General features: G+C 40.5%; 13 protein-coding genes. 9 read left to right on the forward strand and 4 right to left on the reverse strand.

Annotation, left to right across the window (positions count from 1 at the left end; genetic code table 11):
- Window positions 1–409 precede the first annotated feature (409 nt).
- On the reverse strand, window positions 410–1,612 hold the full coding sequence (locus tag ABD769_RS02190; protein WP_344849009.1) for a GTP-binding protein: 1,203 nt from the start codon (window positions 1,610–1,612) through the stop codon (window positions 410–412).
- An 85-nt stretch (window positions 1,613–1,697) separates the two neighbouring features.
- On the opposite strand from ABD769_RS02190, the gene ABD769_RS02195 reads away from it, so the two are divergent.
- The 8 genes from ABD769_RS02195 to ABD769_RS02230 are packed head-to-tail and all read left to right on the forward strand — an operon-like array spanning window position 1,698 to window position 5,879.
- The gene (locus ABD769_RS02195; RefSeq protein WP_344849011.1) at window positions 1,698–2,093 is read left to right on the forward strand and encodes a MerC domain-containing protein; all 396 of its coding nucleotides are present in this window, start codon (window positions 1,698–1,700) and stop codon (window positions 2,091–2,093) included.
- 12 nt (window positions 2,094–2,105) lie between these two features.
- On the forward strand, window positions 2,106–2,270 hold the full coding sequence (locus ABD769_RS02200) for a hypothetical protein (RefSeq protein ID WP_344849013.1): 165 nt from the start codon (window positions 2,106–2,108) through the stop codon (window positions 2,268–2,270).
- Entirely contained in the window at window positions 2,263–2,889 is a 627-nt protein-coding gene (locus ABD769_RS02205) for an ABC transporter ATP-binding protein (protein WP_344849015.1), read from the forward strand. Before ABD769_RS02200 ends, ABD769_RS02205 begins: the two co-directional genes overlap by 8 nt.
- Entirely contained in the window at window positions 2,889–4,100 is a 1,212-nt protein-coding gene (locus tag ABD769_RS02210) for an ABC transporter permease (RefSeq protein ID WP_344849017.1), read from the forward strand. The genes ABD769_RS02205 and ABD769_RS02210 overlap by 1 nt, the downstream gene beginning before the upstream one ends.
- A gap of 3 nt (window positions 4,101–4,103) precedes the next feature.
- Window positions 4,104–4,541: a hypothetical protein gene (locus ABD769_RS02215; RefSeq protein WP_344849019.1), complete on the forward strand. Its 438-nt coding sequence runs from the start codon at window positions 4,104–4,106 to the stop codon at window positions 4,539–4,541.
- Window positions 4,541–4,975, forward strand: coding sequence for a hypothetical protein (locus tag ABD769_RS02220; protein WP_344849021.1), 435 nt, complete (start codon window positions 4,541–4,543; stop codon window positions 4,973–4,975). The genes ABD769_RS02215 and ABD769_RS02220 overlap by 1 nt, the downstream gene beginning before the upstream one ends.
- Window positions 4,972–5,421, forward strand: a complete 450-nt coding sequence (locus tag ABD769_RS02225) for a hypothetical protein (RefSeq protein ID WP_344849023.1) — start codon at window positions 4,972–4,974, stop codon at window positions 5,419–5,421. The genes ABD769_RS02220 and ABD769_RS02225 overlap by 4 nt, the downstream gene beginning before the upstream one ends.
- A gap of 20 nt (window positions 5,422–5,441) precedes the next feature.
- Window positions 5,442–5,879, forward strand: coding sequence for a Fur family transcriptional regulator (locus tag ABD769_RS02230; RefSeq protein WP_344849025.1), 438 nt, complete (start codon window positions 5,442–5,444; stop codon window positions 5,877–5,879).
- Here ABD769_RS02230 and ABD769_RS02235 read toward each other — a convergent pair whose 3' ends face one another.
- Genes ABD769_RS02235 through ABD769_RS02245 form a run of 3 tightly spaced genes read right to left on the reverse strand, consistent with a single transcriptional unit; the run spans window position 5,880 to window position 9,677 of the window.
- The gene (locus ABD769_RS02235; protein WP_344849027.1) at window positions 5,880–6,863 is read right to left on the reverse strand and encodes a LuxE/PaaK family acyltransferase; all 984 of its coding nucleotides are present in this window, start codon (window positions 6,861–6,863) and stop codon (window positions 5,880–5,882) included. It abuts the gene before it with no gap.
- Window positions 6,864–6,882: 19 nt separating this feature from the next.
- Window positions 6,883–7,242, reverse strand: a complete 360-nt coding sequence (locus ABD769_RS02240) for a hypothetical protein (RefSeq protein ID WP_344849029.1) — start codon at window positions 7,240–7,242, stop codon at window positions 6,883–6,885.
- Between the two features lie 5 nt (window positions 7,243–7,247).
- Window positions 7,248–9,677 (reverse strand): penicillin acylase family protein, encoded by a 2,430-nt coding sequence (locus ABD769_RS02245; RefSeq protein WP_344849031.1) that lies wholly within the window; start codon window positions 9,675–9,677, stop codon window positions 7,248–7,250.
- Between the two features lie 220 nt (window positions 9,678–9,897).
- Here ABD769_RS02245 and ABD769_RS02250 point away from each other — a divergent pair, with 220 nt between their 5' ends.
- A complete protein-coding gene (locus tag ABD769_RS02250) occupies window positions 9,898–12,819 on the forward strand; it encodes a TonB-dependent receptor domain-containing protein (protein ID WP_344849032.1) in 2,922 nt (973 codons plus the stop codon).
- The last annotated feature ends 44 nt before the right edge of the window (window positions 12,820–12,863 follow it).

A 12,863-nucleotide genomic window follows, 5' to 3' on the forward strand; every position in this document is an offset into this window, starting at 1 on the left:
GTCATTATTTATTTAACAAGCTTTTAATATAAAGGTTGGTAAAACTAAATAGTCAAACCGATTACTCAGCTGAATTTATGAGCCAAAAAAAGCCACTTTTTGAGCAGCTTAAATGAGGTGTTAATCTATACAGGAAACTATTTAAAAACGTAAAATTTATTAAAACATTTATAGCATTTGTATCGCTTGATCGATACCCATGGCATTAGTGTTTTAAATATAAAACCTCTCGGTACCCTGTAAGTCTCAAAATTCTTACATTTCGGACAGGTAGGACAGGTTGAAACCACAGTTAATTCCTTTGGGGATATCATAATAAGTATAGTTGTTTGGGACAATCAAATCTAAACAAAATAAACTTAAATAATGTAGTATAAAAACTACCATTTTGTTCGTTTCGTCGACTTTTTTATGATATTATATGCTCAAAGGGGTTATTAAAGGCTTTTCCTGCTTTAAAATCTGTAATTTCGTTAGTAGTTAATAAACATGTAGTTAGTGATTTTTTGAGTTCCTCACAACCCATTTCCTGACCGATAAAAACCAGTTCATTCTTACGGTCGCCAAAATCATTGTCCCAGCTGGTATGTATTTCAGTTCTGTTTTCTACATAATCACTGTATAGTTCCCTTTCCTGCGTACTCATACTGGCCCACCATACCCCTGCCGGATCAATGCGTAACGAGCCACCGGCCTGCGAAAAGTTAATGGCTTGTTCTGGCATTGCCGCAAGATAAAATATGCCTTTTGAACGGATAATATTCTGTGGAAATTCTTTAGTAATGTAATTCCACAGCCTTTCAGGATTAAAGGGTATTTTAGAGCGAAATACCGTCGAACTGATACCATATTCTTCTGTTTCGGGCTGATGAATTTCTTCCAGTTCCTTTTTCCAGCCTGCACCTTCTGATGCTGTTTCGAAATCAAATAATCCCGTATTTAAAATCAGTGCAGGATCTATTTCTCCAAAGAGTGTTTCGTAAATTTTAGCGCCGGGATTTAATTTGCCGATCAGTGCCTTTAATACTTTGATATCGTTATCGCTTACCAGATCAGTTTTGTTTAATAAAATCACGTTGGCAAATTCAATCTGGTCGGTAAGCAGGTTTACAATCGTGCGCCTGTCTGCAGCATCATCTGCCATATTGCGGTCGGCAAGTTTTTCGGCTGAGCCAAAATCTTTGTAAAAATTATAGGCATCTACTACCGTTACCATGGTGTCCAGCTGGCTAAACCGGCTAAGGTCAATGCCCGATGTTTCATCAATAAACGAAAACGTCTGCGCCACAGGGATCGGCTCCGATATGCCGGTACTTTCGATCAATAAATAATCAAAACGGTTTTCTTTTGCCAGTTTTTCTACTTCGATCATCAGGTCTTCCCGTAAAGTGCAGCAAATACAGCCATTACTCATTTCTACCAGCCGCTCTTCCGTTTTGGATAAGGTGTTTTGGTTTTTAACCAGGGAGGCATCTATGTTTACCTCACTCATATCGTTCACAATTACGGCTACTTTTAAATCCCGTTTATTCTTTAAAACAGCGTTTAGTAAAGTGGTTTTGCCACTGCCCAGGAAACCGCTTAATACGGTTACCGGTAATTTCTTTATCATGTTAATGCAATTATGTTGCAAATATAGCGTTGAATATTTTAAATGCAACTGTATTGCTTTTATATTTGTAGACAAAAATTATTCAATGAAATTACGGAGCTACAAAATTAACCTCGACCGGATCGGCATTACCGCCTCAACACTTTGTGCCATACACTGTGCGGCCTTACCATTTTTAATTACTGTATTGCCAATGTGGGGGATGGGTTTTCTGGCCAATGAAGCGGTTGAAATTGCAATGATCGCAGTTTCATTAATCCTTGGTATATGGAGCTTAAGTTCTGCTTACCGGAAACAGCACCGCCGCATTACACCAATTTTAGTGCTTATTGCAGGTTTTGCCTGTATTGCAACAGGGCATCTTTCGGGGATTGAACTGCTGGAGCCTGTTTTGGTCCCTTTAGGCGGCTTTACCATTGCCGCTGCGCATTTTATCAACCTGAAGATGCTTAAATCTTGCCCGTTAGATCATCCACACTAAAAAAATATCCTTATGTCCAAGAATTATAAAATCCTGTTTATCCCTGCCTTGCTGTTCATCACGATGCTGAATCCGGCCTGTAAGCACGGCACAAATGATGGTATAGAAATTTACAGGCGTTATGCCATCAAAAATATTGTGGTCAAAAAAATGCAAAAGGCGGTGCGGCATGATTAACATTAAATCATTATCTCATGTTTATGGGCAGGGAAGAAGGATAAAATTTCCAGATTGGGAAATTGCAGATATGGACCAATGGCTTTTGCTTGGTGCATCGGGCTGTGGCAAGAGTACCTTACTGAATATTATTTCTGGTTTATTAAAGCCAACGTATGGTGAGATTGTGATCAACGATACCAATCTGTATGATTTAACCGCCAGGAATATGGATCGTTTCAGGGGAAGGCATATCGGCATCATTTTTCAAAGACCTCATCTCATTCGCTCGCTTAATGTACTTGATAATCTTGAACTTGCTGCGGTAATGGCTGGTTTACCGATTGATGAGGAACGTAATCTTTTACTTTTAAACGACCTTGATATTGCCGCGCTGGCCAAAAGATATCCTGATGAACTGAGCCAGGGACAACTACAGCGTGTTTCAGTTGCGCGTGCATTGGTTAACAAGCCTGATCTGCTGATTGCCGATGAACCTACCTCGAGCCTTGATGATGAAAATGCAGCACAAGTGATCCGGATGCTTACCAGCCAGGCGAAGGATAATGGTGCAGCACTGATTATCGCGACGCATGATCAAAGGGTTCGTGATCACATTGCCAAAACCTATCTACTCTAATGAATATTTTTAAAATCAGCAGTAAAAACCTCGTCAGGAATAAACTGACAACCATCCTTAATATTATTCTGGTGGCCTTTGGGGTGGGCATCCTGTCTATTCTTTTTCTCGCTTCGAACCAGATTGGCAATAAGCTCGAAAAAAACGCAAAAGATATTGATCTTGTGGTGGGTGCCAAGGGAAGTCCGTTACAGTTGATATTGAGCAGCATTTACCACATCGATTATCCAACAGGCAATATTCCGGCCAGAGATGCTTATCAATTAGCTCATAACCCGATGGTTAAAAGGGCTGTTCCATTAGCCCTGGGCGATAATTACAATGGTTACCGTATTGTAGGCACCGATAGCACGTTTAACCATCTTTATGGTTTGTCTGTTGAGAAAGGAAATTTCTGGCAGAAAGATTTAGAGGTTACCATCGGCAGCACGGTAGCTTTTGGATCGAAATTAAAAATCGGCGATTCATTTTTCGGTGCGCACGGATTAACGGGCAATGGAGATATCCATAAACAACATGCTTATGTGGTAAAAGGAATTTTAAAGCCGCAGGGAAATATCACCGATAATTTAATCCTCACCAATATTGGCAGCGTGTATAAAATGCACGAAGAAAAGCACGAGGAAACCCATCATTCATCCCCAACCGAAGCCAAAGAAATTAACGATAAACAGATTACAGCGTTATTGATCCAGTATAAATCACCCATGTCAGTCATTCTATTCCCAAGAATGGTAAACCAGAGTACCAATATGCAGGCAGCTTCACCAGCGATGGAGAGCGCCAGGCTATTCTCATTGATCGGGGTTGGAATCGATACTTTACAATGGTTCGCCGTATTAATTATGGCCATTGCAGCACTCAGTATTTTCATCAGCCTTTACAATGCCATGAAAGAGCGGAAATACGACCTGGCGGTGATGCGCTGCCTGGGTGCATCAAAACCGAAACTGTTTTTTCTGGTGATGTTCGAAGGTATTTTGGTTACGCTGATCGGTGCCTGTTTTGGCCTGGTGATCGGGCATATTGCGCTCGAAGTAATCGGAACCTATCAGGAATCCTCACAGGCTAAGCTAACGGGACTGACTGCAGTACCTCAGGAAGTTTATTTAATCTGGATCGGACTGTTTATCGGAGCTTTAGCCTCGCTTATTCCAGCCATGCAGATATACAAGGTTGATATTGCTCAAACTTTAACGAAAGACCGTTAAGTGATGAAGAAATTAGGTTTGTTAGTTTTTTTATGTTTAGCTGTCCGGGTATTGGCGGCGCAGGTTCGGGTACATACCGACATGCGCACGCCCACCTGGAATTTGATCGGTTTAAGGTACGATGCCGAAATTGCACCAGGTAAATGGGGAAGTGTTTTTCCGCCTGCTTTAAAAGCTTTAAATAACAAAGTAATCGAATTGCCGGGCTACATTATCCCTACCAAAGTAGGTTCGAAATTCAGCGAATTTATGTTTTCTATCGTACCCATCGCTTCCTGCCCTTATTGTGGCTCGGGCGATATTCCTGCAATGATCCAGGTAAAAATGTTAACCGCTATTGCGATTACCGAAAAACCAATCAAACTTAAAGGGATATTTATCATCAATGATTCGGGTGATGACCGCAGTGAATTTTTTCTCTTAAATGCAAAACAGCTGTAATGAAAAAATATATAACGGTTTTATTAATCCTGATCTCTTTTGCGGCGGCTGCACAGGTAAGCGTCCATACCGATATGCGTACCCCAACCTGGAACCTGATAGGCCTGAAGTACGATAAACAGGTAAAGCCGCTGGTTTGGCAGGCTGTTTTTCCTCCTGCATTAAAAGCTATTAATAATAAGATCATTGAACTGCCTGGTTTTATTATCCCTACAAAAGTTGGCAATAACTTTACTGAATTTATGTTTTCAATTGTGCCTGTTGCTTCCTGTCCGTATTGTGGTACAGGAGATATTCCGTCGATGATTGAAGTTAAAACGTTAAAACCGGTCAACTGGACAGAAGAACCGATTACCCTAAAAGGGAAGTTCGTAATCAATGATTCGGGTGATAGCCGTTCTACCTTCTTTTTATTAGATGCTGTAAAAAAATGAAAAAAATATATCTCCTGTTTCTTTTGTTATGGGGAAATGTTGCGCTGGCGCAAACACAAAAGCATAATCCCAACGATCAGTTACGTTCGCTAAACTGGGATGTTATTGGTTCAGTAAAATTTGAACTGACCGAGAAAAATGAACTTTTTCCGCTGTTTTCTGAAACGATTAAACGGTTTGATAACCGCGAATTTGACCTCACAGGTTACCTGATTCCGATAAAAAGCGGACAGAAACAGCAGAAATTTTTGCTGGCCACGCTACCCATCAACCAGTGTTATTTTTGCGGACAAAACGGTGTTCCCGTAATGATTATGATCGAAATGGAAAGTGCCACCGCCTACAGTGAAAAACCGATCCACGTAAAGGGAATTTTGAAACTGGAGCAGAAAGATGCGAGCTATGCACCGCCAATCACGATCAAAAATGCCAAACTCATTAATTAATTGCTTATTTTTGTATTGCTATGGAAAACAAGACAGAGCGTTTCGAAAAACTTTTAGTTAAAAACGGTTTAAAAAGGACCGCGCCACGTTTACAGGTGCTGGAAATTTTGAGTGGGAGAGATTCTGCAACTTCGCAACCTTATTTAGAACAGGTAATGGGTAAAGATGCAGATCGCGTTACTTTATACCGCGTGTTGCAGGCTTTTGAAGAAAAGGGTATTATTCATAAGGTTTTAGATCAGCAGGGAACAGCCAATTATGCCATTTGTTCGGATGGGTGCAGTGCGCACGAGCATCATGATGAACATGTACATTTTAACTGCGATAACTGCCATAAAATTTATTGTTTAGATGCCGTTAAAATCCCGGCGCTAAAAGTTCCTGCAGGTTTTAAAGTAGAACATTTAAACCTGATAGCTACCGGCGTTTGCGCAAATTGTGCTGATAAGGTAAATTAATTACTGCACCAAAAGGTTACAGCCCCTGATATCGGCATTATCGAACCTGCCCAAAACTTCAAAACTTTGATCAGGGTTGATCCGGCCCAGATCCTGCGTAGCGATAAATGAGCAAGAATTGATATTGGCCAGATCGATTACATTAATGCCACCTGTTCTGCCATTTTGGATTAAACTCAACGGATCGTTGGTATCGCGGATCAGCACTTTCATCCAGTTGGGGCAGTTGAAAATGCCTTCACCTAAAGAATAAGCCTGAGAAAGTAATTCTGTCATCCCATATTCGCTGTGGATGGCTTTTACACCAAAACCTTTGGTTAATTGCTCATGTAGTTCTTCGCGGACCATTTCCTTACGTTTACCCTTCATTCCGCCGGTTTCCATTACAATCAGTTCAGGAAAATCGATATCGAAATTTTCGATAAAATCGAGCAGGGCATAGGTAACCCCGATTAAGACGGTTTTCTGTTTTTTGGATTTCAGATCGAGTAACGTTTGCAGCAATTCATCGTGGTTGTATAAAAAATATCCGCTTTGCGGATGTGTGCTTTTTTCGATCAGATCGTTCACCATGTAAATCAATGATGAACCGGAGCGCTGTTGGTAGGATGGAAGCAATGCTAAAAAACAATATTCTGTAACCTCTCCATAAAACTCGGTAAAGGCCTGCAAATAACTTTGTTCATACAGTTTTACATCGGTTACATGATGACTGCTCTGCACCATACCGGTAGTGCCCGAGCTGCTAAAAGTAACTTCAACCGGATCGGTACTACTTAAAACCGAATGGCTTTTAAAAAAGCTGATGGGCAGAAATGGAATTTGCGAAACTTCGGTTATCTCATCAGCATCAACCCCCAGGTGGAAAATATATTCGCGGTAAACATTACAGTTTTGCGCCTGTAACTTAAAAATATTCAGGGCAAGAGTATCAAACTCTTCCGCATTTTTTATAGAAAATATATCCTCAGCTGTTAAATCCACGCTGCAAAAGTACAAAGCATTATGCTATTTTCTCGTCAGTTTTTTTTGCCAGCATCGCCATGCGGAATTGATAGCCGCAATAACCGCTGATTCCGGCAACCAAACCGCTTAAAATACCGGTAACCAATAACAATGCCCACCAAAGTTTTATGCCCGTCATTACCGCTACGCGGCCGGCCAGTACATTATCATTAGGCAGACTTTTAAAAAGTGCATAACCGATCCAAAGCAGAAAAATAGCAAGGAATGATTGCCAAAAAGCGATTTTTCCTGTTTTGCCAATAATGCCACAGGTAGCGAAAGAAATTACGATGATGGTCCACCAGGGAGCGATCATTTGTAAGAAAAAACAGATTATTACGATAACTATGAAAACCATTTTACCTATTTAGAAATTTTTAAACGAGAGATAACTGTGCCCGATTTATCATCAGGACTTTGCATATAAAACAGATCGTATAGTTTACCATTTGCCCAGGTATCGATCATATTATCATAGAATTTACTTCCGGGATTGCCTGATTGTCCCCCAGGATAAACGCCGTGTCCTTTTGGTGTTTTACCAAGCTCAATCACCATTCTCCATGATGGTCCGTTGCTTTCGCCCAGTGCATTAATGGTCGATTTTGCACCGCCAATCTGTAAAATTTTAGATCCAAAACCGGGTATTTTAGCCAGATGGGGTACATTGCTCTGTTTTACATTTGCCCAATCCCAATCTTTGTTGATCGGACCAAAACGCCTTTCCAAACTATCGCAGCTATATTTAAATGATTCATTTACCAAATCGGCAAGTGTTTCCTTTTTAGGGGTGTTGATGTTATCGTACCAGGTAGCATTCGGCTCTTTCAAAATCATTTCTACCGTACGGTCGCGGGATGGGTAACGCATCGGAATTCCTTTTACCTCAAATTCATCCGCCCAGATATCGTAAGTTAAACGTTTAGTCCATATTTCGAATACGCTGGCTGCAATCTCGTGCGCGTCATAACGTTTGTTCCATTTGTTCACATAAGATAATGCTTCCTTTTGCGTGGCGTTTAACTGTTCATTATTTAATAAAGGCAATAATGCCGGAACCAGGTTTTGGGCCAAAATACTATAATTATCAGTCTGCATTAAACGGATACTATCCATAGTGGCCTTGTTCATGGCCGATAAACGGTCGTTAATTCTCTTGCCGCGTTCGTAAGGCGAAAATTCCCAGTTAATATAATACGGATAAGTAGTATCTGTAGAAGATTGATTGGCCGAGCTTACAAAACCACGCGGCGGATTTTTTACCGTAGGGTTCTGCGCATTTGGGATCCAGCCCTGCCAATCGTAAGCCGGATCGGTACCATCAAGAATAAATTTACCCTGATCTTTCCATTTCAATGGGAATTTCCCATTTGGAGTGATGGCGATATCGTTATCTACACTCGCGAAAACAAAATTCTGGGCAGGTGCGGTATAAAAAGTTAAGGCTTTGCGGTAATCGTTATAATTTTTCCCCCGGTTGAGGTAATAAAAAGTCATCAGCTCATTCGATTCTTCATGGGCAATCCACCTTAAAGCATCACCAACCGGCACATTATCGGCCCTGCCATATTTTGGTTTCTGAAAATAAACCACGGGACCATGGTGGGTATAATAAACGGTATCAATTTCATCTTTTCCACCGCGGATTTTGATCGTTTCCAGGCGTTTTTTTGTTGCTTTCCATTGGTTATTGTACCAATATTCGTTATGTGATGAATCTTTAAATTTGATCTGATAAAAATCCAGTACATCAGCCGCCACATTGGTTACGCCCCAGGCAATTTTCTGGTTGAAGCCGATAATTACCCCAGGTGCACCGGGCAGGGAAACACCATACGTATTTACGCCGGGTGCATGTAATTGAATCTGATACCAGATAGACGGTAACGTTAAATCTAAATGCGGATCGTTTGCCAAAATGGGATAGCCCGAAGCCGTTTTAGCACCAGATAATGCCCAGTTATTGCTGCCGATACCTTCAACCTTTTCTTTTGTTTTTACTTTGCCGGTTTGGGCCTGTGTGAAGCTTTCTGGTGTTTTTGGAATCGGTAGCGGCGAGAAATTCCATTTGGTGCCTACCGGGATAATCGGATCTTCACGGAAGGGATAATCAGGGAAAAGATTTTTGGTCACCTCCGGACCGAATTTTTTCAGGATGTTGGTCATGTAAAACTCGTCTGATCCCATTGCCAAAACGGCCGACATCTGCTTCAGTAATAAGGCACATTTTACAGGTGTCCAGTTTTCCGGTTTAAAATCCAGTATTTTATATTCCAGCGGATAATTGGCGTGCGAAAGTGTTTTGATATAGGCATTAATCCCTTCGGTATAAGCCAAAATCATTTCTTTAGCTTTCGGATCTGCCATCATGCCTTTTAAAGAGTTTTCTGCTCCATACACCATACCCATGCGGCGTTGGTAACGGTCAACCTCAATGGCTTTACTGCCTACTACTTCACTAATTCTTCCTGCAGCAAAACGTGTCTGGAAATCCATCTGCCAGAGGCGGTGCATGGCGGTTACATAACCCTGCGCCAGGTAAAGATCGTGATCGTTCTGCGCAAAAATATGTGGGATCATGCGGTCATCAAAAACGATTTCAATTTTATCTATCGCCCCTTTAATTTTTGCTTTATGGTTAAACATAAAGTGATTATTCTCTGCATTTTGCCAGAAACCCATAAAAGGATTAAGGAATTTTAACAAAGGAGGCGTACTGCCTAATTTGGTATTAAATAAAAAAGCTAGTGCTATCGGAATGATGATGCAGAATAAGGCCTTAATTTTATTCATAATGGTTAGCTAACATGTCTTTTACTAAGATAGCGCAAAATGACGGTTTATGTTGAATGCAAAATACAACAAACTGTATATCAATCAAAATTATAATTTGTATTGATATTATTATGCTTACATAATTTGTTTAATTCAAAAAAAGAGTTTAAGTTTATATAACTAATAATACAAATAACCGAATTAACTAATCACCCAATAACCAAATTAACAATCTTTTATGAGCAGAATTTTTACACAGATCTTCTATGTGTTATTATTGATGTGCACAATAAATGTTGCTGCACAGGCACAAAGCATTACGGTGAGCGGAACCGTGAAAGATAAGCAATCGAAAGAAGGCCTTGCAGGCGTAAGTTTAACCATCAAGGGCCAATCGGGCGGTACAGCCTCTACAAGCAATGGCAGTTTCAGTTTCACCACAACAGCAAAAGTGCCATTTATTTTGGTAGCCTCATATGTGGGTTATGGTACGGTAGAGCAACAGGTTACCGGAAGTACTTCGGGCATCAATCTCGAAATGGAAACAGCTGTAGTATTGGGTGGCGATGTGGTGGTTTCGGCTTCACGTACGCCAGAACGTATTCTGGAATCGCCGGTTTCCATCGAGCGCATGAGTGCGGCTTCGATCAGGGAAATAGCTGCTCCATCATTCTACGATGCCTTAAATAATATGAAAGGTGTAGAAAGCAGTACACAGAGTTTAACGTTTAAATCAATCAATACCCGTGGATTTAATTCTAACGGAAACACCCGTTTTAATCAATATATTGACGGAATGGATAACCAGGCGCCTGGATTGAATTTCTCGGTAGGTAATATTGTGGGCATAACGGAACTCGATGTAGATAATGTAGAGTTATTGCCAGGTGCATCTTCTGCACTTTATGGTGCCGGTGGTATTAACGGTACTTTGTTAATGACTTCAAAAGATCCTTTTAAATATCCTGGGAATAGTTTTCAGTTTAAAACCGGTATCAACCATGTTAACGATGATAACAGTAAGGTACAGCCGTTTAAACAATTAGATGTACGTGTGGCAAGATCGTGGAACAATAAGTTTGGCGTAAAGGCGGCATTCTCATTTTTACAGGCTAAGGATTGGTTTGGAAATAATTATTCGAACTTTGACCGGGTTTCGAGAACAGCAAAATCAGGAGACAGAAACAGCGACCCTAATTACGACGGTATTAATGTGTATGGTGATGAAGTAAGCCAGAATATGAGGAATGTGGCTTTAAGCGTTCAAAACGGAACCATAGCCGGGATAAATGCCGCTACAGGAGGTTTAATCCCTAATATTAAATCAACATTAGATGGTGCTTTTGGTGCTGCCATTCCAAATGCTGCACAGCAGGCAGGTTTTTTAGCTACTTTACCTGCGGCGTTACGTCCTACTGTACAAAATTATCTGCCTTTTTATGTTGGCTTAAAAGCAGGTTTAATTCCTGATCAAAATATTTCGAGAACGGGCTACAACGAAGAAAACCTGGTTGATTATGATACCAAATCGTTAAAAGCATCAGGCGCTTTATATTACAACATCAGTAATACGGTTCAGGTAGTTGGTCAGGCCAATTGGGGCACCGGAACTTCGGTTTATACCGGTTCTGACCGTTATTCGCTCCGTAATTTTAATATCGGCCAGTATAAACTGGAGTTAAAAGGAGAAGACTTTTTCTTAAAGGCTTATACTACCCAGGAACGTTCAGGCGATTCTTATATTTCTTCTATTTTGGGAAGTTACATCAACGAGGTTTCTAAACCATCAACTACCTGGTTTCCGCAGTATATTGGTAATTATGTTGGTGCAAGAGCTGCGGGACAAACAGATGCACAGGCACAGGCTTTTGCCAGAAGTGTTGCCGATCAGGGGCGTTTTGTGCCGGGCAGTGCACAGTATGAGGTGGCAAAAGATAAAATTTTAAATACCACCATCAGTGCAACCAATATTAACTCGGTTGATCCTTCTAAAAGTGTTTACGGCGCTAAATTTGATGATAAATCGAACCTGTACCATTACGAAGGCATGTACAATTTTACCAACCTTTTTAATAAAGTAGTTGAGTTTCAGATAGGTGCTTCTTATCGTTTATATGATTTAAATTCAGCAGGAACCATTTTTAACGATTTAAACGAATCTATTGATATTAAAGAATACGGTGCTTTTGCACAGATTGGTAAAAAACTTTTTAACGATAAAGTTAAATTTACCTTTGCGGGCCGTTATGATAAAAGCCAGAATTTTGAAGGCAGGTTTACTCCCAGGGTAACGGGTGTGTTCACTGTTGCTAAAAACAATAACATCAGGGTTTCTTATCAAACCGGTTACCGTAATCCAACTACGCAAAACCAGTATATCGACCTTTCAGTAGGTGGCGGCTCTCAAAGACTGATCGGTGGTTTACCTGAAATTATGTTCAGTAAATACCATTTAGATAGCAACAAACCATTTACCGATGTGAGTTACCGTGCGTTTTTAGCTTCGGCAGCAACGGGAACACCTAATCAGGCACTTTTACAACAATATACATTTGATTCAAAAGGTGTTCGTCCGGAAAGCGTTCAGTCTTACGAATTGGGTTATAAAGGTCTGATCCTTCCTAATTTATTGATTGATGCTTATGGTTATTACAACATTTATAAAGATTTTATCACCGCAGTTGATGTGTATCAGAATGTAAACGGAAGTTTCGTAAAATTCGGCGTTCCGGTTAATGCAGCTGGTAAAGTAACTTCGTATGGTGCTGCTTTAGGTCTGGATTATCTTGTGGGTAAATATGCCATTAGCGGTAACGTTTCTTATAACCAGATTGGCGATCTTCCTGAAAATTACATTAACGATTTCAATACACCAAAAATTCGTTACAACCTGGGCCTTGGCAATAAAGAAATCATCAAAAACTTTGGTTTCAACGTTTCTTACCGCTGGCAGGATCAGTTCTACTGGAATTCTTCTTTTGCCTCAGGACAGGTGCCAGCGTACAGCTCGCTTGATGCGCAGGTTAGTTTAAGAATTCCTTCGGTACAATCGGTAATTAAACTGGGCGGCTCTAACGTATTAAACAAATATTATTTTACTTCTTACGGAAACCCATCTGCAGGGGCGATTTATTATATCGCTTATAGCTTTAACCCATAAGGATTTTAATCATGCTAAAAGCCCTTCGTACTTAAGGTATGGAG

Origin of the sequence: Pedobacter jeongneungensis, assembly GCF_039538295.1 — a bacterium.
Classification (GTDB): Bacteria; Bacteroidota; Bacteroidia; order Sphingobacteriales; family Sphingobacteriaceae; genus Pedobacter; species Pedobacter jeongneungensis.